Origin of the sequence: Exiguobacterium sp. Helios (assembly GCF_014524545.1) — a bacterium.
Taxonomy (GTDB): domain Bacteria; phylum Bacillota; class Bacilli; order Exiguobacteriales; family Exiguobacteriaceae; genus Exiguobacterium_A.
On sequence record NZ_CP053557.1, the window covers coordinates 422,024 to 443,246 of the forward strand.

The window sequence follows — 21,223 nt, forward strand, 5'->3', positions numbered from 1 at the left end:
TCAATGGAGAACGGGAAAAGACCGACAGCAGGTATTTTCAGGAGGGATAAAGATGGATGATTTTTTTGGAGAAGGTCTTGAGACCAATGAGCAGAAACGAAAACGAAAACTGGAGGAAGTGTTTGACCAATCGTTTGAGTCGGAACGTCGCGACTTTAACCAGTCACTCGAACAGGAAGTGACCGTTGCGCTGATCGGGGACGTCAACGCGGGCAAGTCCTCGACATTGAATGCGATCCTTGGTCGGGAAGTCGCGACCGTCGGAGCAAAGCCGGGGGAGACGACACGCATTGATCAAATTCGGCAACATCCGGAAGACAAGGTCGTCTTCGTCGATACGCCGGGACTGAACGATGCAAACAGCCTGAACTCGGACACGACGTGGAAGTTTTATCAAAGTGCCGATGTTATTCTTTATTTCTTAAACGCCGCCGGGACCGTCTTATCGGAAACGGAGACCAAAAACTTCAAGAAGATTTATGCCCATAATAAAAATATCGTCATCGTCGTCACGAAAATCGATGCGACGAACGACCTCGCGACGATCCTGTCGCATATCGAGTCGAAGTTACCGGGACCAAAAGTCGTTCCGGTCTCAGCGATGGACGGGACGAACATTGACCGTCTGCGTCGTGAGGTGCTCGACATCCTAAAAAAGTTCAACAAGGATAATCTGTTTGTTCGCGAGATCGATCCGGCGTTGCGGGGGAAAATCGCGAACAACTGGATTGTCGGAGCCGGAACGGCCGCCGGGGCAATTGGAGCGGTACCATTTCCGGGAGCTGACATCATTCCGTTGACATCGATTCAAATCGGACTGATGCTGAAACTGTCGAATTTGTACGAACGGAATCTGTCGAAGGAAAGTGCGAAGGAGTTGCTGGTCGTGACGATTGTCGGGAACTCCGGCAAAACAGCGTTCCGCCAACTGGCGAAGATGGTTCCGGGATACGGAGCGGTCATCGGAGCCGGTGTCGCTTCAACGGCAACACTCGCACTCGGATACGGGACGAAATATGCTTATGAGAACAAATTGGAACTGACACCGGAAAGTCTGATGGGCTTTCTTAAGAAATTCCGCAAGAAGCCGGACGGAGCAAAATGACGGACAGATTATGAAGTCCCTGCTATGCTGTAAGACAAACATAAGGAGGGACACGTCATGTCTACATTGCTTGAAGAAATAAAAGCGTATCAAGAACAGTTTCGACAAAAGGCACCGCAGGAAAAACAACGGTTGATGGCACAAGCGACAAACGAGTTAGCCGCATCAGACGGCGCCAAAGGATTGACCGTCGGAGACGAAGCACCCCGTTTTACGTTACCGAACGCATCTGGTCAATCCGTGTCTCTTGAAAAACTGTTGCAGGACGGTCCCGTCATCGTGACGTTTTATCGCGGCGGCTGGTGCCCGTATTGTAATTTGGAGCTCCGGGCTTACCAACGGGAATTAGAAAAAATTGAGGCAAAAGGAGCGACGCTTGTGGCGATCAGTCCGGAAACACCGGAGCACTCGCTCTCGACGCAGGAAAAAAACGACCTGGCATTTCAGGTGTTGAGTGATGTCGATAACGTCGTCGCCCGTCAGTTCGATTTGGTGTTCGATATGCCCGATTATTTAATTGACGTGTACAAAGCATCCGGACTCGATGTTGCCGGACATAACGGCAATGAAGACTGGCAGTTGCCGAAACCGGCGACGTTCATCATTCAGCCGTCCGGACAGATTACTTTTGCGGACGTCCCGGACGATTATACAAAACGGACGGATCCTTTGTCTGTCATCAGTCTTCTGTAACATCAGATGTTTTAATACGCAACCAGTCACGAAAAGTCGGTTCAAGATCATGGAGGCGTTTTGTGGTCGAGAATTGATGCGCGGCATAGCGCAACATCTGATACGTGGTCTCGTCGAGCAGACAGGAACGCATTTCTGCCGCCAAAGCACCGGGATGATTGGCTTTAGCCAAATAACCGGTCATGCCATACTGGACAGCGTCACACAGACCGGGGGTGTCATAGACAATCGCCGGTGTGCCGACGCGTGCTGCTTCATAGACAATCATTCCCCAGTTATCTTCATGGGACGGAACGAGTAAGGCCGTTGCCCGGCTGATATGACGGTTACGCTCGACAGGTTCGATATCGCCGAAGTAGTGAATGCTTTGTTGCATGGCTGCTGGAATCGACGCATCGAATCGGATCGGACAATGTCCGATGATCCAGAGTTGAACCGTTTGAAATTCTTGTTTCGAGGCGATGAAGGCTTGGCAGACATCAAATAATTCTTTAGGTTGAGAGGGACGGCTGACGTAAACAAACGTCGGTCGTTTTTCTTTTTTGAGCCAAGTCGACTCAGGGGAAAGCAAATCGAGTCCTTCCAGAAGACGGACTGCTTGATGATACCCGTGTTTGGTTAACGTCGTCAGGACAGACGGATGGAAAACAAGACATGGATCAGAAAATGACGATGTCGCCTGACAAGTCGGCATATTGACAAGGATTCGGGCAGATGGGATTGTGCTGTGTCGGCACATAAATTCAAGCAAGGGAACATTGGACAAGAGAATCAGTGCAAGGGGATGGGACTGGATATAGTGCAAGGCATGCCAAGAGAAGCTGAGCGTACTACCACGCCGGATGTACGTTACACCGTCGATTGATTCGATGTCACGTCCGCCAAAAAATGCCGGAGCCAAGCATGTCACGTTGTATTCATCCGTGATTCGTTTAAAAAGTTCGTGTAAGAGGTGATGTGAAAAGTCAGCGTCAGGATGCTGAATATCGGATGAGGTCAGAAACAGTAAAGATTTACGCATGTGACTCGTCTCCTTTACTGAATTTCTTTTGTATGTCTATTCGAGACGGGAGGGAAGAACTCCTCGGAAGAATCAAAAAAAGTTCCTGCCGATTAAGGGAGGAACTTTTAGTTTAGCGGTCCACATGTTGAGTTAATTCATCGACAAGCTGCTCAAGGGAAACGGTCATTGTACTGAGCGATTCCGTCATCGTTTCAAATTCATGCTGGACGGTCGTTTGTTGTTCGAGTGAAACGGCAGTCGATTCAATACCATGGCGGACTTCGAGGGAAGCGGTTCGCGTCGTCTCCATCCGCTGTTCGATGTCGAGCATCTGGACACCGACCCCGTGACGGGCGGTTTGAATGGAGCTGATACTTTGTTCGACTTCCTGTACGAGTTGCGTGATATCAGAAAATGTCTGACGGACACGGCTCGTCATTTCCTGATTTTCAGCCAGTGTTTTCGTATAACCGGCGGCGGTCGTTTTGATTTGATCGGTATCGACAATCAGGGCCTGCAGGACTTCCGTTACTTCGTTTGCATAACTGCGGGACTGAACAGCGAGATGCCCGACTTCCGTTGCAACGACGGCAAACCCCCGTCCGGCATCTCCGGCACGTGCCGCTTCGATCGCAGCGTTTAATGCCAATAGATTCGTCTGGCCGGCAATGGCTTCCAGACTGGCGAGGATTTTTTGAATCTTATCCGACCGGCTGGCCATTGCCGTGACGGAAGTGTGCAGACCGTTCGTTGATTCGACCATCTCTTCGACGCGGCGGTCCATCAGGTTCATCTCCTCGTTTCCAGTCAACGCGCGTTTCGTCATATGTTCCGTCGTCGTGACGGTTTGTGCCATTTTCGATTGGATCGATGCGATGGACGTATTGACCTGATGCAACTGATCCGTTCCTTGTTGCATCGATTGATGCTGACCGTCAGCGGACTGAACAATCGGTGCAATCGCTGTCGCGATCTGGTTCGTTGCTTCGACGGACTGGACAGCTGCCTGTTGTAAGTGTTTCGTATTCGTTTTTAAATTACCGACAAGTGCTTCGATTTGGTGACTGACATTCGTAATCAGCGTCGTGGCTTCCGTTTCTCGTTTCAAGGAGACGGATCGTTCCTGATTTTGTACGGCAATCTGGATAATCAGAGCCACACTCGTCAAAATCAAGAAAACGGCATGAATCATCAGAATGCTGAACGGATAACCGGTCGTTCCGCAAATCAGGGACGGGGCAAAAAAGAAGCCGGCGAAATGTTGCAAGGCGAAAAGGATGGTGCTGACGAGAATCAAGTTAATCCGGCGGAAATAAGCAATCAACGCCAGGACCATGAAAATTGAAAAATGATACTCGACCAGTCCATTGCCGCCGGCGACGATCGACATACTGGAAAACGTCAGTGTCAACGTCAAGAGAAGCGCAACGATTATACTGTCTGGTCGAATCCGGTAGAGAACGGCAGAAGCAATCCAACAGACAAACGGTAACAAAGCAATCCAGGCAAGTGTCGTGGGTGAAGCGGCTGTTACGTTTCCCCGGATGAGTTGATAACCTTCCGCAAAGTCGGTGAACCGGTGTAAACCATGGACAATGAACGATAAAGTGACGACAAGAAAACTGATCCAAAGCATAAGTTGATTCCGACGTTTCATAAAATAAAATTCCCCCATTTTCTAATAGAAAGTGAAACAAATCACGAGTAAACATGTTAAACGTATACGACTATCGGTCGGGAAAATAAGATTGTTTAGCTTCAAGATACTTAAAACAAAATTAAATTTTAAAATAGAAATTCATGCCTAAACAGACAAGATATGGGGTATAGAAGGGCATTGAGACTTGTAGGAGGAACCGTGTATGAAATGGAAGGGCAGAGAAAGAAGTTCGAACGTCGAAGATCGACGGGGCATGGGTGGAAAAGGAGTCGCCGGGATCGGAGGCGGACTCGGGATCATCATTTTAATCGTCGTCACGTTGATGGGCGGGAATCCGGCCGACATCCTCGGAGGATTGTCCGATTCACAAGGCGACAGTCAAGGCGAGTACCAGGAAACGGCCAAAGAAAAAGAAGCGGCTGATTTTGTATCCGTTGTCTTAGCGGATACGGAAAAAGTCTGGACAAAGGAATTTAAACAGGACGGTATGACATATAAAGAACCGACGCTCGTTTTATATACCGATCAGGTCAGTTCAGCGTGTGGACAAGCCGGAAAGTCAGTCGGACCGTTTTATTGTCCGGGGGATCAGAAATTATACATTGATCTAAGTTTTTATGATGAGTTACAAAATAAATACGGGGCACCGGGAGACTTCGCGATGGCGTATGTCATTGCCCACGAAGTTGGGCACCATGTTCAGACGTTGCTTGGGACATCAGACGAAATCATGCCGCTTCGTCAAAAGATGAGCGAAGAGAAGTTCAACAAATACCTGGTCCGCTTTGAATTGCAGGCGGATTACTATGCGGGTGTCTGGGCCAACCATGCACAAGGACAAAATCTGCTTGAAGAAGGCGATTTGGAAGAGGCACTTGGAGCGGCGAATGCTGTCGGAGATGATACATTGCAGAAAAAAGGGCAAGGATATGTCGTACCGGAAAGCTTTACACACGGTACATCGGCTCAACGCGAACGATGGTTCCAAAAAGGATTTGATAACGGAACGATTGAAGGCGGCGATACCTTCAAAGCGAAGAATTTATAAGCATAATCAACAGGCACCACTTCATAACGAAGTGATGCCTGTTTTCGATTAATCGTTGTATTGGTTAAACATCGCCGTATCATCGGGAACGTTGGCGAGATAGACAATCTTTCCATCCGCATTGAGCCGGGCGATGTCGGTTCCCTCCTGGGTGAAGACAGAGCCGTCCGCGCGTTTCCCGCAAACAGCCCAGCGTGTTTCCATCGTATCTCCTGTTTCTGATGGAACCCATCCGGCATACATGTGTTTAATATCCTGATTCGCCGTAAAGACCATCCGGACGAACTGTTTCCAGGCATCGATACCGTGCTGTTCCTGTCCGTTCAGGACGAATGTGATTTCGTCCGAGAACAGGGAAATCAAGTCATCAAAAGCTTTTTCATCGGTCCGGGAAGCATCAAATAAATCAAAATAGCGGTCAAGTGTAGTGGTGTTCATCATATATTCTCCTTTTAGTTACGAATCATTTTTTCTTCAATTAAACTCTGCAGTTTTGTCAGATGATCGGGCGGACAGTTCAAATAAATTTCACGGCGGATCGAGTCGATCGTCTCGCGTTTGAGTCTCGATTGCCACGACTGTTCCGCTTCTGCCATCAGGTCGGACAATAAGCAGATGTTCTGATCCTGGATACCCATCAAGTCTTCGAAAACACCGCTTGAGGCATATAAGGATTGTTTGCCCTCGATTGCTTCATAGATATCAAACACACGAATCGTCTCCGGTGACGCTTTGAGCCGGAAGCCGCCTTTTGCACCGGGAACAGAAATCAGCAGATCCGCACTCACGAGCTTCCGGAGCAACTTTTGAAAGTAGGTTGGCGAAGCGCCAAGTTGCTGACTGATGAATTCGCCCGGCAACACACCTTTCTCCGGTAAAAACGTCAATAAGAGCATCGCATACACCGATTGTTCAACACCTGTCTTCATTTGCATGAAACATTCTCCTTTCTGTATAACGTGGATAACTATTGTCTATAATACATCCGGATAAATCAATTGTCCAACAAAAGGTCCCTCACAAAACCGTCACACCTTTTCGACAGCATACCCGTGGCATCAACAGAATGGATTCGGTATACTGAATGTACGATATGTGAAAATATTCACTAAAAGTCGTTCACACTTAGTGAAAGGACGTTTTCTTATGAATCCACTCAAAGGAATTATTACGATTCCGCGTACGATTTTTATACAACTGATGCTGGCCGCCGTCCTGATGGGAGTCGCCGTCATCGGACAATCCTATCTGATTGTCATCATCGTTGACCGGATTTTTCTGCAAGGGGATCCGTTCGCGGCAGTTATTCCGTTGCTCGGTGTCCTATTGGGGATGCTTGTCCTGCGCGTCGGCGTCACGTACTGGAACGGGCGCCTCGGAACGAGTCTTGCGGCACGCGTCAAACAAGATTTGCGTCAGGCGCTCGTCGCGAAATACACACGAAACTCTGTCGAGTCGATGCTTGAAGGACAATCCGGACAAAAGGTCAGTATCCTGATGGATTCCGTCGATGAGATGGACAGCTATTACAGCCAGTACCTGCCGAAGGTCATTCAGACATCGATTGTTCCGTTGATGGTCTTGATTGCCGCCTTCAGCTATGACTGGGTCACGGGACTGGTCATGATGATTACCGCCCCGTTCATTCCGTTGTTTTACATCGTCATCGGGATCATGACGCAAAAGCGGGCCGATACGCAGCTTGAGAAGATGAATGCCTTTTCTGGTACGTTTCTCGATACGTTACAAGGATTGACGACGCTCAAGTTATTCGGGCGGGCGAAAGCTCAGCAGGACGTGATTGAACGAAGCAGTCTCGAATTTCGGGATGCGACGTTAACCGTCTTAAAACTCGCGTTCCTGTCGTCGTTGATGCTCGAATTCATCTCGATGCTCAGTATGGGGATGATTGCGCTTGAAGTCAGCTTACGGTTGATTTTGTTCCAAAGCATCACCTTTGTGCCGGCCTTCTTGATGTTGGTTCTGGCACCGGAATACTATCTGGCGTTAAAAGAGATGGGAGCTGCTTTCCATACCGGACGGGGCAGTGTCGCCGCCGCGAAACAGATTGCGGCCGAACTGACGGACGACGACCGGAATGTCGCTTTCGGACGAACGGAACTGCCGGCAGCCCGTCCGCCGCGAATTGAACTGAAAGACGTCGCGTTTTCGTACCGCGATGCCCGGTTTGCGATGGAACAGTTGAATTTGACGATTGAACCGTATCAAAAGGTTGCCTTGATCGGCCGCAGCGGTGCCGGAAAATCGACGGTCCTCCAATTGCTGGCTGGCCTTGCCGATCCGCAGGACGGACAGCTGTTGCTTGACGGTCAAGATCGTCAGACCATCACGGAATCCAGTTGGTTCAGCCAGCTCAGCTACATCTCGCAGCATCCGTATCTCTATGCCGGGACGCTGGCGGATAATATCGCCATCGGTGAATTGCGCGAAGCATCGCGGGCTGCGATTGAACAGGCGGCATCGGACGCCGGTCTGACCGAATTGATCGGACAGTTGCCGAACGGACTCGACACGATAATCGGAGAAGGCGGACGCGGCTTATCCGGCGGCGAAAAGCAGCGCGTTGCGTTAGCACGTGCCTTCCTGAAACGACCGAATGTCATCTTGTTTGATGAACCGACGACCGGTCTTGACGTGAAGACGGAACGGTTGTTGCAGGAAGCGATGACTGTTCTCGGACGTGAAGCGACCGTCATCACGGTCGCCCACCGTCTGCATACGATTGAACGGTCGGATCAAATCGTCGTGCTGGAAGCCGGACGGATTGTCGACCGGGGGACACATGAAGAATTACTTGGACGTGAATCGGAATATGCGATGATGCGTGCCGTTCAACGGGGGGAGGAGACACGATGAAAGAGTTAATAGGAATTTTTCGTTTGATGCTGCACCAGAAACGGGACATCGTGCTCTCGATCGTCTTCGGTGTTTTGGCCGGAATCACGGCAGTCGGCTTGTTCGCAGCAAGCGGTTTTTTGATTTCAAAAGCCGCCCTGTTGCCGCCGATTCAGACACTTGCCGTTTTGATTGCCTTACAGAAAATCTCCAGTCTGACGCGGGCTGTCAGCCGGTACGCCGAACGGTATTACTCACACCGGGCGACGTTTACGATCCTCAGTGACTTGCGGACGACGTTTTATAAACGGCTGGAACCACTCGCACCGGGTATCTTTGCCAAGTACCGGAGCGGGGATTTGCTCGCCCGGATTGTCGGGGACGTCGAAAGTCTGCAAAATACGTTTTTGCGCGTCGTCTATCCACCGATCATTTTAGTGCTCGTCTTTCTGTGTACAATCTTTTTCGTCAGTTTCTTTTCACTCAGTGTCGCGCTTGTCCTCGTGTTTGGTCTGATCTTGACGGGATTCGTCATTCCCGGCTGGTTTGCCTACCGGGAACAACGGTTTGCCCGGTCCGTCCGGGCCCGACGCGGGGAACTGTCGACGGAAGTGACGGAACTGTTCCAAGGTTATCGTGACTTAAAGATCTATCAGCAACTCGGGAACAAGGAAGCGGAGCTGAATGCCGTTGCCGCACGGTACGTGGCGGAAGAAAAACGCAACGGACTGCATGCGGTCTCGAACCTTGCATTGAATACACTGGCGACGTTAGTTATTTCCTGGATTGTCCTCGGACTCGGGGCATATCTGGTCGCTGACGGACAACTCGACGGCGTTTTCCTCGCATTGCTGGTCATGACCTCGTTGACGGTGTTTGAAAATGCCGCACCGATGGCGATTTTACCCGGATTTTTTGAAGACAGCCGTCATGCGGCACGTCGTCTTGATGACGTCGTCGAAGCCACAACGACACCGGAATACCGTCCGTTTGAATTGACGCAGGCTCCGGAACTGAGCACGGAACACGTCACTTTCACGTTTCCGGGTCAGGATCGTCCTGTCTTACGGGACGTCAGCGTGACGTTCCCTGCCGGCAGTAAAACGGCGATTGTCGGAGCGAGCGGTTCCGGAAAATCGACGCTGTTGCAACTGTTGTTGCGGATGTATCCAGTCGACGGGATCCGGATCGAAGGAACATCCGGTCAAGAAATTGATCCGGAAGCATTATGGCGACAGACGAATGTCGTCCTGCAACAAAATCATTTCTTTTACGGCACGATTCGTGACAATCTGAAGCTGGCAAGCGGGGAAGCGACGGATAAGCAGATGATGGAAGCACTCAAACACGTCGGTCTTTCTTTACTTGAACTCGACGACAGGGTGCTTGAAAAAGGGGAAAACCTGTCCGGCGGTGAAAAACAACGGCTTGCGATTGCCCGGATCTTCTTGCGTCAGACACCACTCTATCTGCTGGATGAGCCGACCTCATCGGTCGATGCGTTGACGGAACAGATGATTTTACGTCACCTGTTTTCCCGTGCAGAGGATTCAACGCTGTTGCTTGTCAGCCACCGGCTGGCTGGTCTTGAGACGATGGACCAAATCGTCGTCATGGAACAGGGCCAAATCATCGAAGTCGGCACGTATGCTGATTTGATGGCCAACCAAGGTGCTTTTTATGCTTTAAAACAAGTCGAACAGTCGGTCTTTGCACCGGATCAACTGGTCCGCTGAACCAACAGCCACATCCACGCTAACAGAGTGTCGGATGTGGCTTTTTTTGAGGAATCACAAATTTTTAAACGGTGGTCTTAAGCTCCGATGACAAGGAAATGGAATTTTAATGGACGGTTTCGTTATCGGATGGTAAAGTAAGGAAAAAATAAAGAGGGAGCATTGATGGAGATTCGCCGTTGTCAGGTACAACTGGACGATCAAACGATTGCCTATAATCACTATTATTCCGAGTCAGATGAGGTCTGCTTTATGTTGTCCGGCGCAGGTTATGCGTATGACCATCCATACTTTTACTTTAGTCGGATGATGTTATTGAAGCGGGGCGTGAACGTGATTGAGATTCAGTATGTCTCGGACGACTTGTTCAGCTTGCCGGACGAACAGGGAGATGCGGAGGTGAGCAGGCGGATTGAAGCGGTCATCGAGGACGTGTTACATTCACGTACATATAAAACGATTCACTTTATTGCCAAATCGCTTGGAACGGTACCGCTTGTATCGATGATGCACCGCGGACTGTTTCCGGAAGCGCGTGTTGTCCTTCTGACGCCACTCTTAAAAGATCCGGCGATTGTCGAAGCGATTGCGAACAGTCAGCATCATGGATTACTCGTCATCGGTGACCACGATCGTCAGTTCAGTCCGGAAGCGTTGGAACGGTGCGGCAGCTCGAACCTCGTACTGGAACAAATAAAAGGGGCTAATCATTCCCTTGATCTCGATTTTGAGGTCGGTCCGTCCCTGCAAGTACTCGGACAGATCATGCAACGGACGGAAGAAGTGTTGTTCCCCGTACCGGTTAAGGAAAACTGAAAAAAACCGACAGAAAACTCTTGGAAGAGCGTTCTGTCGGTTTTTTTTAATACGGTCGCATCAGTGCACGGACGGGACTGCCGTCACCGTCGACGAGTGGAAGCGGAACAGCATTGAGATGATAATCACCCGGAGTGATCGTATCGAGGACTAACCCTTCGAGTATGTGAACTCCATGGGCGGCGAGCGCATGATGGGCCGCCATCTCTTTACTGTCGATCGCGTCAACAGACGGTAAATCGAGTCCGATTAATTCAATCCCGAGTGCTCCAAGGCGTTCGGCAAGACTCGGCGTCAGGACCGGAATCGTTTCCGGGAAAATCGACTTATCGACCCAACCGTCTGTTTTGATGATCAGCCGGCGCACATCGGTTAAATCAAATGCATCAAGGTCGCTTGCGACGAGTTCGGTCCGGCCGGGCAGATAAATGACGCGGACATGACCGATATAGAGATCCGGATCAAGATCGATGACTTTTTGACCGGCATCGTCAAAATGAAACGGAGCATCGATATGAGTACCGGTATGCAGACTCATCGTCACCTGGCCGACGTTGACGGAGCCGGTATCGGCTTTACTCCAGTTAATCGTGTAGTTAAATTTCGTATCACCCGGCCATGTCGTAACAGACGAGGTTAACGGTTGTGAGACATCTATCCAACGGTTCATATCAGGTTCCCCCTCAAAGTTTTGTCCGGACCGACCAGAGTTCCGGGAAGAACCGGTGGTCGAGCACACGGCGCAGATAACTGACACCGGACGAACCGCCCGTTCCCGGTTTTTGACCGATGATCCGTTCGACGGTGCTCATATGGTTAAAGCGCCACATTTGTTGCTGGCTGCCGATATCGAGTAACTTTTCACCGAGCTCATATAGATCCCAGTACTGTTCGACATCCTGATAGACAGTCGCCCAAGCGGCTTCGACACTCGCGTTCGCTTCCCAGTCCTGGGTGACGTCCCGGTTGAGAATGGTCTCATCAATCTGTAAGCCGCGTCGATGCATCGCCCGGACAGTCTCGTCATAGATACTCGGTGTTTTTAAATCATCGTTCAATTGAGCGTACAACGCCGTTTCGTGTTCGTAGACCCGAAGCATTTGGGCGTTCTTGAAGCCGAGCGCAAACTCGATTTGCCGGTTTTGGTAGGATTGGAATCCGGACGAATGCCCAAGCGAGTCACGGAATTCAAGATACTCAGCCGGTGTCAGTGTCGAGAGGACACTCCATGACTGAATCAACTGTTGTTGGATTTTTGAGATACGGGCCAGCATCTTGAACGACCGTTCGAGCTGATCGTCGGCGACTGCCTGAATGGCAGCGGTCATCTCATGTAAAATCAATTTCATCCACAGTTCGCTTGTCTGATGAATGACGATGAACAGCATTTCGTCATGATGATTCGACAACCGTTGCTGGCTTGTCAAAAGGGAGTCGAGCTGTAAATAATCTCCGTAAGACATGTCTTTTTTAAAGTCGGTTTGAATCGTTTCCTCAATCTTCGTCGCATCCGTCTGTTTCATTCCAATCGTTCCCCTTTACGTTAAAGTGATTGTGAACGTTTTGTCTGATCCGCTTGCGGCGGGTTGTTGCGTTTCCAGAACACATAGGCAATCGTCAGGAAAATCAACCACGGAATACCAAACTTCAAGACGATCTGGAAATCGGTAAACCAGGTCGTGATGACCAGTGCAAATAACAAGAGGGCACCGAGCGCCGTCAAATACGGATAGCCCATCATCCGGACCGGCAGTTTCCGTCCACCGTCCCGTTCCCAAGCTTTCCGGAAATAGAGATGAGAGATGAAAATCATGAACCAGGTGAAGATGGCCCCGAACATCGAAATTCCCATCATGAACGGATAGGAGACACTCGATTGACTGCTGATGACGGCAGCAAGGAATATGCCGAGTGTCGACACAGCGAGTGCAAAGAGCGGCACGCCTTTCGCATTCAGACGACTGAAGATCCGGGGGGCGTAAGTTGCTTTCGACAATGAATACATCATTCGCGTTGAAGCGTACAACTGACTGTTCATCGCCGATAACGCAGCTGTCAGGATGATGAAGTTCATGATGCCGGCCGCACCGGGAATCGACAACATTTCCATGACCTTAACGAACGGACTTTCATCGACACCGCCGGCCTGTTTCCACGGAACGATCATGAGCATCAAAGCAATCGTGATGACGTAAAACGTCGACAGCCGGAAGACCGTTGCCTTCAGTGCTTTCGGCACGGCAACATCCGGATCCTTTGCTTCGCCGGCTGTGACGGCGATTAATTCTGTTCCGAGGAAACTGAACAGCGAGATGAAGACGGCAATCCAAAGACCGGAAAAACCGAACGGCATGAAGCCGCCGTCATTCGTGAAGTTTTGGGGACCAATCTCAGGTGAATTGCTTCCGAAGACCAGGTACGCACCGAGAATCATGAACATCAGGATGGCACTGATTTTAATGACAGAAAACCAGTATTCGAACGTCGCAAACGTATTGACGGTCGTGGCATTGATATAAATCAACGCCGCTGCGAAGACGAAAATCCAGATGTAACCGGGGACGTCCGGGAACCAATATTTCATGTAGATGGCGATGGCACTGACTTCGACGCCGATGGCCAAGACATTGGCGACCCAGTAAGAATAGCGGACAAGGAAACCGGCATAGGGACTGATGTACATTTCAGCAATCGTGCCGAATGAGCCGGAGGTCGGATGGGCGACGGTCATTTCCGCAAGACAGCCCATCAACAGCAGGACGATGAAAGCGCCGATTGCATAGCTGACGAGAACACTCGGTCCGGCAAGACTGATCGCGAGACCGCTTCCGAGGAAAAGACCGGTTCCGATCGCACAGCCCATCGCAATCATCGTCAGTTGGCGTGTTTTTAAGTCACGCCGTAATTCAGTAGGATGTTCTTTCATAAAGCCTCCTTACGCGACGACTTCGCGTTCGTTCTTAAATTGTTCGTACTGTTTTTCGTCCATGATCGTTTTCAAAATCGAAACGACCTCATAGACGTCTTCAAAACTATTATACAAGGCAACAGGGGCCAGGCGGACAATATTCGGTGCCCGGAAATCAGGAATGACCTGATGGGCTTTCAGCGCTTTACAAATCCGTGCCGCTTCCGGATGTTCGAGACTCAGGTGAGCGCCGCGTCGTGTGTCGTCACGCGGATTTCCGATTACAAAGCCGTACGGCGTCAATTCCTGATCGACGAGCGCCATCATGTAGTCGGTCAGTGCCAGTGATTTTGTCCGAACGGCATCGATGCCGACTTCTGCAAACAACTCGAGCGCACCGATTTGCGGGGCGAGGCTTAAAACGTGTGGTGTGCCGATTTGGAAGGCAGCGGCGTTTTCGGCAGGTGTCATCGTATGATTCATATCAAATTGTTTGTCTTTACGGGAACCGAACCAACCGGTCAGACCGGGCAATGTTCCGAAATGACGTTCATGGACGAATAATCCACCGACCGTACCGGGACCGCCATTCAAATGTTTGTAGTTGCACCAGTACGCAAAGTCGACGCCCCAGTCATGAAAGGCATGGGGAATCGCGCCGACGGAATGACAGCCGTCAAAGCCGATCAGGATCCCGCGGGCATGGGCTTCGCGGGTCAGCCGTTCCATATCTAAAATTTGTCCGCTCCGGTAAAGAACGGTCGGCAGAACGATCAAGGCAATGTCATCAGTCATTGCGGCGATGATGTCCGCTTCATCAAGAAACCGTCCGTCGCGGCTTTCGACCTGAACGAGGTGTTCCGCCGGATCGAGTTCGCGCAACCGGAGCTGGCTTTGCAGCGCATAAATATCAGACGGGAACGTCAAACTGTCGGCTAAAATTTTCGTCCGTCGTCCGGACGGAGCAAAGAAGGTCGCGACCAGCTGGTGCAGATTGACCGTCGTCGAACCGGTCACCATGACTTCATTCGCACGTCCACCGACAAGCGGTGCGTTCAAGGCAGCCAGTTTTTCCGACAAGTCAAACCAGGGGTGCCGACCTTTCATCCATCCGTCAATCCCGAGTTCCCGCCAATCGGCGAGCGATTCGAGTAACGTGGCTTCCGCCCGTTTCGACAACAGGCCAAGCGAGTTGCCATCCATATAAATCGAACCTTCCTGCAGATAAAATTCGTTCCGGTAAGGGGCCAGTCGATCCTGTTCGTCTCGTTCGATTGCTTCTTCACGCTTAGCGGTCAATGCCATGTCCGTTCCTCCTTAAATGAATCAGTAATCAATTTTGACAAAAGCGTAGCAAACAAATTGACACTATGTCAATATTATCGGATAGAGAATCAGGAGAGGTAGTTGATTATGATGAAATCAAATGAATCCAAAATGGACAAACGGCATTTGCGGACAGTCCGGACCCGGGAAAAACTGCTTGTCGCAGCACGGGCTGTCTTTCTTGAAAATGACTTTCAGACAACGACGATTTCACAAATCATCAAACGGGCGGGTGTCGGCTATGGAACGGCGTACGTTCATTTTGAAGGGAAGGATGAACTGCTGATTGTCCTGATGGAAGACGTCATGGATCGTTTTCACCTGGTGGCGGAACAGCCGTTTGAGCCCGGAACAGCTGAAGAGGCCAAAAAGCAAATCGAGCAGCAGGCAACGGCGTTTTTACAGCTTGCTGAACAGGAACGGGAGATGCTCCGGGTCGTCGAGCAGGCAATCGGGGTATCCTATGTCATCCGGACGAAGTGGAAACAGATTCGCGAGCGCTTCATTGAACGGATCAGTCGTGATATTCACTATGCGCAAGAGGCGGGACTGGCGCGTCCCGACTTGAATCCGACACTCGTCGCACGCGGCTGGTTTTTCGCCAATGAAATGTATTTGTTCGAAGTCGTCCGGGAAGAGACGACGGCGACGATTGAAGAAATCGCCGAGACATTGACGGCGGTCTATACGACCGGACTGTATCCACACGATTAAAGCCGGACGTTCCCGGGAATCTTTCAATAGAAGGAGGCGGTGAAAATGGCATTTGATTACGATTTGGACTTCAAGACGACGGATTTTCGGAAGGAACCGGAAAAATACCGGGTCGGGCGGGGCGAACAGGGTGTGTTGCTCGTCGAACCGTATAAAGGGGAAATCCTACCGCACTGGCGGTTCAAGACGCCGGAAATTGCCAAAGAATCTTCCGAAAAGATTTATCAGATGTACCTCGACTATAAAGAGGCCGGAGATTTCGTCGGAATGGACATGGCACGAAAGTTCATCCAAATGGGGCATACGCGGGCACGCCGTTATACGAATTACAAAGGCGGACGCAAATACAAAAATAAAGAGACCGGTGAATTAAACGAACGGGAAATTGATCCGGAAAAAGCAAAATCCGCGGAAATCTTTCAAGAAAAATGGGATTTGATCCGGGCGGATGAAGAGTACTTAAAATTAAAGAAAGCTCATCAAAAACAGTACGGATAAAAGGATTTTCAGTTTTCCGTTCGCCTGTTTCGATATACTGAAAATCGAGGGTTCAGAATTTGCTATGATGTGATCAAAAGGGAGGAACATTTATGCGATACACGTACTGGGTAGCTTTGATCGGATTGATTATAAGTATGTATCTGCTAGTCGATTATACAACGGAAACCGTCCCTGTCAGCATCTTGGTCGGCCTGTTGGTATACAGTATCGGACTCAGTATCGTCACGACGTTCGAGGTATCTTCAATTGAGCTGACACGACGTGTCTTCGTGACGACGCTCCTGTTAGGACTAGTCCTGAATCATGTCCTTGATTTACGATTCACGGCATTTTTACTTGTATTGCTCGTCGTCGAAACGTTTGTCAAAACCCTCCGCTTCCTGCAGGCGCTTTGGTGGGACCGGACGACGTTGCATGGCTGATGTTTCCATACCATATGAAAAAAGCAGGAGGTTCTCCGACAATCCAATCGGACGACCTCCTGCTTTTGTTATGACATCTGAATCAAGATGTCTGTTCAATCTTTTTAATCAAACGGGACTGACGGCGTTGCCAAATGACAGATCCGATCAGTGTCACGGCCAGGAAGACAAGTCCAAGCATGAACGGGTAAAGAATGTTGACATCATATAACAGTCCGGCCAGTGTCGGACCGAGGACGTTTCCGATGCTCATGTAGGCGTTGTTCATCCCCATCGCAAATCCTTGTTCGTTTCCGGCCAGTTTTGAAATCATCGTGTTCAAAACAGGACGCAGGATCGACGTCGCAAGGAAGATGACGAGTGTGACGGCGAAGAAGCCGCCGTAACTTGCTGTCAGGAGTGACAACAAGAAGCCAAGCGTCGCGATCAACAGGAAGATGTTCAGGACTTTGCCTTCCCCGAGACTGCGTGATAACTTATCGACGACGAAAATCTGAGCGATGACGCTGATGATGCCGGTCGACGTCACCATGATGGCGATGTCTTTTGGAGAGGCGCCAAACTGGTTGTCGACGAACAGGCCGAGGACTGATTCATAGGCCATCAATCCGAAACTCATGACGAGTGTGATGACGAGCGGAACGAAGTACGGCTTATGGAACGATGCGCCAAGCTTTTTCCACATGGAGCCTTCGTCCGGTGCCATCGCCGTCGCATCGTGGACGTCACTTTCTTGAAGAAGAATGACACTGAATAAGACGGCTAGAAGTGAGACGAGTGCCGAAACAAGCAACGGTAATTTTAAATCAAACTCGGCAAGGAAACCGCCAATCCCGGGACCGATGACGATCCCGAGTGACATCGCAGCAGAGACGAAGCTGTTGCCTTTCGCGCGCTGGTCCATCGTCGTAATATCCGCAACATAGGCAAAGATTGCCGGAATCAGAAGCGCCGCACCGACACCGCCGATGGCCCGTGAGATGTAAAGAATCGTAACCGAGTTCGAGAAATAAAAGACGAACATCGATAACGTCAGTCCAATCAAACCGTAGATGATCATCTTGCGGCGACCGTATTGATCGGCCCATTTCCCGGCGACCGGGGACATGACGAGCTGGGCGCCGGCAAAAATCGCGATCATCAGACCGGCAGCTGTACCGCCTTGACCGATTGAAGCTAAGTAAGCGGGCAGAATCGGAATGATGATCCCGAAGCTCCCGACGGCGATGAACATATTAATCATCAGGACCGTTAATTTTTTACGTTGATCCGCTTGCAAGGGGATCCCTTCTTTCTGCACGCTTGTGTAAGCGTTTATTATAGCAACCTCTACTATCTTAGTTTCAAGGCAAAGACCCTGTCAATTTTATCGTACCGATACAAAAAGGACCAAATCTCAAGAAGCGAGATCTGGTCCTGGCATCAGGTGCTTTTTTTGAAGAAAAGTTTACGATGTTTTCTTGAACAGCCAGTTGACATTTGGTGACAATAACGGTCGAAACAGTCGAACAACCGGACGACTCGATAAAATCCAAACGAAGAACAGGGCGAGCAAGAAGGATGAACCGATCAGGAGCACCGGCGACTCGGCAATCCATGGTGGAACCGAATCCCGAAACAGCCGGACAATGAACGAGTGTAACAGATAGATCGCCAACGTCTGAATCCCGATTTGATCAAACCGACCACCGAAGGAACGGTGTGGAATCATCATTAATACAGAAAAAATCATTACGGTACTGACCGCGTACAAAAAGAGCTGAATTAATGCGCCTTTGAGTACCGGGACATCAAATTCACCGTACGTGTCCCGGTAGAACAACCAAACCGTATCGAATCCGTTTTTTGTCCAAATGGCCATAGCGATGGCGATGGAAACAGAAACGAGTAATCCGGTCAAACGACCAATGGGGGACGTCATCCGGTCACGAATCCGTCCGTCCGCGAGCCATCCCCGTTCTTTGACGAGATATCCCATCAAGAAGAACGGATAAAAACTGATGACCTTTTGTAAGGACAGGAAGTTCGTGATCGAACCCGGATTAGCATTAATCAGCAGAGCAAACGCAATGCTGATCAACAACGGATAACGTAAGGTCAGGAATCCCGGTGTCACGATTTGCCAAATAATGATTCCGAGCAAGTACCAGAGTGTCCAGCTCGGAACGAGCGGATGCAGGAGACCATCCACTAATCCATCGACTGTCTTTTCATTAACATAAGCGAGATAGACTTCATGAATCGATTGCCAAATGAAATAAAGGACGACAAACGAAAAGATTCGTTTTGGTCTGACTTCCTTGAAAAAATATCCGCTCATGAAGATGAAGGCCGGCATGTGCAGTAAATAAATGATGTTGTAGACGATTTGGACCGGATCGTTTCCATCAAGATTACGGAACGTTTCAATCAGGTGTCCGAACACGACCATGAAAATCAGTAGCACTTTGTAGTTCCCGAGCCAATGATCATAGGAAAAGGTCATTGGTTTTGGTGTTGGATTCATTTGTTTTCTCCAAGGATGATTTGATCGACGAAACGCTGGCTCGACTTTCCGTCCTGATGCTCGAAGAAGTATTCCGCGAAGGCTTTGACGTTTTGCATCTCGAAATCTTCGTTCTTAATCCGTTCAATCAACTCTTCCGAGGTACGGACGATTGGTCCCGGAACGAATTCTTCAAAGTCATAATAGAAGTCACGTTTTGAGATGTAATCTTCCAAATCATAGGCGAAGAATAACATCGGGCGGTCGAGCAGTGAAAATTCAAAACACGTCGATGAATAATCGGTAATCAAAATATCAGAGACGAACAGTAATTCGTTGATTTCCCGATGATCCGTCAAGTCGAGGAAGAAGTCAGCATAGACTTCCGGAATCTCCATCCGGCGGCGGACAAATGGATGCATCTTCAAAACGAAGACATAGTCTTCATGGAAAGCTTCATACAAAGCATCCAAATCGAGTTGACTGAAATCATAATGGGCACTTTTCGCGCCGTTCCCACGGAAAGTCGGTGCGAACATGATGACTTTTTTTGTTTTAAAGACAGGATATTCTTCGTAAATCCGTTCTTTTGCATCGGCGATGTAGGTTTGGTCAAAGAACATATCTGTCCGGGGAATTCCGGTTGCGATGACCTGATCCTCCCGTAATCCGAATCCTTCCGCATAGTGACGGGCGACGTTATGCGAACTGACGATGGCTTTCGTGTAGTTCCGGTGGCTGAGCGAGTTGGCACTTGGACCACCCGGCTTGCCAAGACGGCTGTATCCGAATGTCTTGAAGGCTCCGACTGCGTGCCAGACTTGAACAAGGTCGCTTCCTTTCCGGATGCTGAGCGGATAAATCATCGGATAAAAATCATCAACTAAAATCGTTTTGGCCGTCGCGAGATGATACGGCAATGTAAATTTGTCACGCCAATCGCGACGGGACTGCAAATTAGGTTTGAAGAACGTTTTAACGTCAAGGTTCAAATCCCGGCGTTCGATTTCGTTTAAGATATAGGCAAAATTCCCGCTGACATCACTTCGGGAATCCGAAGCAAATACCACTTTGTTGTCTTGGATCGGTTGCGTCCATTTCGTGACATTGTAAATACTCTTGAATGTAAAGCGACGGAATTTAAACGCGCGTTTCCGCCAATTCTTCTTCGCTTTGTTGAATTTTTCAATCAAGCGGATAAAACGTTTCGTCTCTCCTTGCTTAAGGGAATGAAAACCTAGGGTATTGCTGTATTCTGAATACTGGACGACCAGTTCATATTCGAGTTTGAGCAAGACATTACTATGTTTTGTTTCAACACGGTAAATGATCGGAATCAAGGAACGTGTATCACCGAATGGAGCTTCATGTAAAATTGATTTTCCTTGGACGATTCCGAAGAACGCATCGAAATAACCCATCGGCAACGGGCGCCCGGTCGGGGTCAGGTGATTGAGATCAAGCTCTCCGCTGAATGTTTCTTCTGTCCAGTCACCTTCAAACGGGAAACGAAGAATGAATGTCCGTTTATTTCGTTTGTTACGGAAAATGATAGCCCGTTCTAAAGGGATCGGTTCCGCCGGCGCCTCGGACTGGATGTATTCATCTTCCGGTTGTGTTTCTTCTGTGACTTCAGGGACAGCAGGATTCTCAAAAAGCAGCTGTTCGGCCTGAAGGAAATCAGTTAATCCGAAAAGACGAGCCTCGAAGCGGAATTTTGTTCCCGCCAGTTCTAGATAGTTAACGTGTGCCTGTAATATCGGCATCTGTGTTTCTTCTGCCAAAACAATCTCTCCTCGCTTAAATGATTACAATGCATTTACACAACAATGACAGATTTTTAAAATCATCACGAACATAGTATAGTGATATTAGAAATCACCCATCATTATATCGTGATGAAGCAAAAAAAATAGAACTTTATCTATTTTTTTTGCTTTAGGTGGATAG

General features: G+C 49.4%; 20 protein-coding genes. 9 read left to right on the plus strand and 11 right to left on the minus strand.

The features are described from left to right. Nucleotides 1-52 precede the first annotated feature (52 nt). Together HNY42_RS02340 and HNY42_RS02345 are read left to right on the plus strand one after the other, a co-directional pair. On the plus strand, nucleotides 53-1,105 hold the full coding sequence (locus HNY42_RS02340; protein ID WP_131503209.1) for a YcjF family protein: 1,053 nt from the start codon (nucleotides 53-55) through the stop codon (nucleotides 1,103-1,105). Nucleotides 1,106-1,162: 57 nt separating this feature from the next. After that, nucleotides 1,163-1,798, plus strand: a complete 636-nt coding sequence (locus HNY42_RS02345; protein WP_188004998.1) for a peroxiredoxin-like family protein — start codon at nucleotides 1,163-1,165, stop codon at nucleotides 1,796-1,798. Here the strand turns inward: HNY42_RS02345 and HNY42_RS02350 are convergent. Next, nucleotides 1,785-2,819 (minus strand): glycosyltransferase family 4 protein, encoded by a 1,035-nt coding sequence (locus tag HNY42_RS02350; RefSeq protein ID WP_188004999.1) that lies wholly within the window; start codon nucleotides 2,817-2,819, stop codon nucleotides 1,785-1,787. The two genes, HNY42_RS02345 and HNY42_RS02350, sit on opposite strands and share 14 nt — an antisense overlap. 112 nt (nucleotides 2,820-2,931) lie before the next feature. Next, on the minus strand, nucleotides 2,932-4,458 hold the full coding sequence (locus HNY42_RS02355) for a methyl-accepting chemotaxis protein (protein ID WP_188005000.1): 1,527 nt from the start codon (nucleotides 4,456-4,458) through the stop codon (nucleotides 2,932-2,934). Nucleotides 4,459-4,663: 205 nt separating this feature from the next. Between HNY42_RS02355 and HNY42_RS02360 the strand changes: the two genes are divergently transcribed. Then, nucleotides 4,664-5,509, plus strand: a complete 846-nt coding sequence (locus HNY42_RS02360) for a KPN_02809 family neutral zinc metallopeptidase (protein WP_012369084.1) — start codon at nucleotides 4,664-4,666, stop codon at nucleotides 5,507-5,509. Nucleotides 5,510-5,557: 48 nt separating this feature from the next. Here the strand turns inward: HNY42_RS02360 and HNY42_RS02365 are convergent, their stop codons facing one another. Together HNY42_RS02365 and HNY42_RS02370 are read right to left on the minus strand one after the other, a co-directional pair. Next, complete coding sequence (locus HNY42_RS02365) at nucleotides 5,558-5,950, minus strand: nuclear transport factor 2 family protein (RefSeq protein ID WP_188005001.1); 393 nt, start codon at nucleotides 5,948-5,950, stop codon at nucleotides 5,558-5,560. An 11-nt stretch (nucleotides 5,951-5,961) separates the two neighbouring features. Next, nucleotides 5,962-6,444, minus strand: coding sequence for an RrF2 family transcriptional regulator (locus HNY42_RS02370; RefSeq protein WP_188005002.1), 483 nt, complete (start codon nucleotides 6,442-6,444; stop codon nucleotides 5,962-5,964). Nucleotides 6,445-6,655: 211 nt separating this feature from the next. Between HNY42_RS02370 and cydD the strand changes: the two genes are divergently transcribed. The 3 genes from cydD to HNY42_RS02385 all read left to right on the plus strand — a co-directional run bounded on the left by cydD (nucleotide 6,656) and on the right by HNY42_RS02385 (nucleotide 10,917). Then, nucleotides 6,656-8,386 carry a thiol reductant ABC exporter subunit CydD gene (cydD, locus tag HNY42_RS02375; protein WP_188005003.1) on the plus strand — a complete coding sequence of 577 codons (1,731 nt, stop codon included), beginning with the start codon at nucleotides 6,656-6,658 and terminating at the stop codon, nucleotides 8,384-8,386. Further along, the gene (gene cydC, locus HNY42_RS02380) at nucleotides 8,383-10,101 is read left to right on the plus strand and encodes a thiol reductant ABC exporter subunit CydC (RefSeq protein WP_188005004.1); all 1,719 of its coding nucleotides are present in this window, start codon (nucleotides 8,383-8,385) and stop codon (nucleotides 10,099-10,101) included. Before cydD ends, cydC begins: the two co-directional genes overlap by 4 nt. Nucleotides 10,102-10,266: 165 nt before the next feature. Then, a complete protein-coding gene (locus HNY42_RS02385; protein ID WP_131973431.1) occupies nucleotides 10,267-10,917 on the plus strand; it encodes a cyclase in 651 nt (216 codons plus the stop codon). A gap of 46 nt (nucleotides 10,918-10,963) precedes the next feature. On the opposite strand, the gene kynB is transcribed toward HNY42_RS02385, so the two are convergent. The 4 genes from kynB to kynU are packed head-to-tail and all read right to left on the minus strand — an operon-like array spanning nucleotide 10,964 to nucleotide 15,130. After that, on the minus strand, nucleotides 10,964-11,587 hold the full coding sequence (kynB, locus tag HNY42_RS02390; protein ID WP_131503217.1) for an arylformamidase: 624 nt from the start codon (nucleotides 11,585-11,587) through the stop codon (nucleotides 10,964-10,966). A gap of 13 nt (nucleotides 11,588-11,600) precedes the next feature. After that, on the minus strand, nucleotides 11,601-12,440 hold the full coding sequence (kynA, locus tag HNY42_RS02395; protein ID WP_188005005.1) for a tryptophan 2,3-dioxygenase: 840 nt from the start codon (nucleotides 12,438-12,440) through the stop codon (nucleotides 11,601-11,603). A 20-nt stretch (nucleotides 12,441-12,460) separates the two neighbouring features. Then, nucleotides 12,461-13,843, minus strand: a complete 1,383-nt coding sequence (locus HNY42_RS02400; protein WP_188005006.1) for an amino acid permease — start codon at nucleotides 13,841-13,843, stop codon at nucleotides 12,461-12,463. 9 nt (nucleotides 13,844-13,852) lie between these two features. Then, nucleotides 13,853-15,130: a kynureninase gene (gene kynU, locus HNY42_RS02405; protein WP_188005007.1), complete on the minus strand. Its 1,278-nt coding sequence runs from the start codon at nucleotides 15,128-15,130 to the stop codon at nucleotides 13,853-13,855. Between the two features lie 111 nt (nucleotides 15,131-15,241). Between kynU and HNY42_RS02410 the strand changes: the two genes are divergently transcribed. The 3 genes from HNY42_RS02410 (at nucleotide 15,242) to HNY42_RS02420 (ending at nucleotide 16,788) form a co-directional block, all read left to right on the plus strand. Beyond that, a complete protein-coding gene (locus HNY42_RS02410; protein WP_188005400.1) occupies nucleotides 15,242-15,865 on the plus strand; it encodes a TetR/AcrR family transcriptional regulator in 624 nt (207 codons plus the stop codon). A 45-nt stretch (nucleotides 15,866-15,910) separates the two neighbouring features. Beyond that, a complete protein-coding gene (locus HNY42_RS02415) occupies nucleotides 15,911-16,363 on the plus strand; it encodes a DUF4385 domain-containing protein (protein WP_131503221.1) in 453 nt (150 codons plus the stop codon). Nucleotides 16,364-16,455: 92 nt separating this feature from the next. Continuing rightward, on the plus strand, nucleotides 16,456-16,788 hold the full coding sequence (locus tag HNY42_RS02420; protein WP_131503222.1) for a hypothetical protein: 333 nt from the start codon (nucleotides 16,456-16,458) through the stop codon (nucleotides 16,786-16,788). Between the two features lie 82 nt (nucleotides 16,789-16,870). Here the strand turns inward: HNY42_RS02420 and HNY42_RS02425 are convergent, their stop codons facing one another. From HNY42_RS02425 to HNY42_RS02435, 3 genes are all read right to left on the minus strand, one after another. After that, nucleotides 16,871-18,067, minus strand: coding sequence for an MFS transporter (locus HNY42_RS02425; RefSeq protein ID WP_131973428.1), 1,197 nt, complete (start codon nucleotides 18,065-18,067; stop codon nucleotides 16,871-16,873). A gap of 168 nt (nucleotides 18,068-18,235) precedes the next feature. Further along, nucleotides 18,236-19,294, minus strand: coding sequence for an acyltransferase family protein (locus HNY42_RS02430; RefSeq protein WP_188005008.1), 1,059 nt, complete (start codon nucleotides 19,292-19,294; stop codon nucleotides 18,236-18,238). Next, a complete protein-coding gene (locus HNY42_RS02435; RefSeq protein ID WP_251138825.1) occupies nucleotides 19,291-21,057 on the minus strand; it encodes a CDP-glycerol glycerophosphotransferase family protein in 1,767 nt (588 codons plus the stop codon). Before HNY42_RS02435 ends, HNY42_RS02430 begins: the two co-directional genes overlap by 4 nt. Nucleotides 21,058-21,223 lie beyond the last annotated feature (166 nt).

Coding starts and splice junctions, on each gene's coding strand:
- HNY42_RS02360 (WP_012369084.1), top strand. CDS start 4,664: ATGAAATGGAAGGGCAGAGAAAGAAGTTCGAACGTCGAAGATCGACGG.
- HNY42_RS02420 (WP_131503222.1), top strand. CDS start 16,456: ATGCGATACACGTACTGGGTAGCTTTGATCGGATTGATTATAAGTATG.
- kynA (WP_188005005.1), bottom strand. CDS start 12,440: ATGAAACAGACGGATGCGACGAAGATTGAGGAAACGATTCAAACCGAC.
- cydC (WP_188005004.1), top strand. CDS start 8,383: ATGAAAGAGTTAATAGGAATTTTTCGTTTGATGCTGCACCAGAAACGG.
- HNY42_RS02400 (WP_188005006.1), bottom strand. CDS start 13,843: ATGAAAGAACATCCTACTGAATTACGGCGTGACTTAAAAACACGCCAA.
- HNY42_RS02410 (WP_188005400.1), top strand. CDS start 15,242: ATGAAATCAAATGAATCCAAAATGGACAAACGGCATTTGCGGACAGTC.
- cydD (WP_188005003.1), top strand. CDS start 6,656: ATGAATCCACTCAAAGGAATTATTACGATTCCGCGTACGATTTTTATA.
- HNY42_RS02355 (WP_188005000.1), bottom strand. CDS start 4,458: ATGAAACGTCGGAATCAACTTATGCTTTGGATCAGTTTTCTTGTCGTC.
- HNY42_RS02340 (WP_131503209.1), top strand. CDS start 53: ATGGATGATTTTTTTGGAGAAGGTCTTGAGACCAATGAGCAGAAACGA.
- HNY42_RS02385 (WP_131973431.1), top strand. CDS start 10,267: ATGGAGATTCGCCGTTGTCAGGTACAACTGGACGATCAAACGATTGCC.
- HNY42_RS02430 (WP_188005008.1), bottom strand. CDS start 19,294: ATGAATCCAACACCAAAACCAATGACCTTTTCCTATGATCATTGGCTC.
- HNY42_RS02415 (WP_131503221.1), top strand. CDS start 15,911: ATGGCATTTGATTACGATTTGGACTTCAAGACGACGGATTTTCGGAAG.
- HNY42_RS02345 (WP_188004998.1), top strand. CDS start 1,163: ATGTCTACATTGCTTGAAGAAATAAAAGCGTATCAAGAACAGTTTCGA.
- kynU (WP_188005007.1), bottom strand. CDS start 15,130: ATGGCATTGACCGCTAAGCGTGAAGAAGCAATCGAACGAGACGAACAG.
- kynB (WP_131503217.1), bottom strand. CDS start 11,587: ATGAACCGTTGGATAGATGTCTCACAACCGTTAACCTCGTCTGTTACG.
- HNY42_RS02365 (WP_188005001.1), bottom strand. CDS start 5,950: ATGATGAACACCACTACACTTGACCGCTATTTTGATTTATTTGATGCT.
- HNY42_RS02350 (WP_188004999.1), bottom strand. CDS start 2,819: ATGCGTAAATCTTTACTGTTTCTGACCTCATCCGATATTCAGCATCCT.
- HNY42_RS02370 (WP_188005002.1), bottom strand. CDS start 6,444: ATGCAAATGAAGACAGGTGTTGAACAATCGGTGTATGCGATGCTCTTA.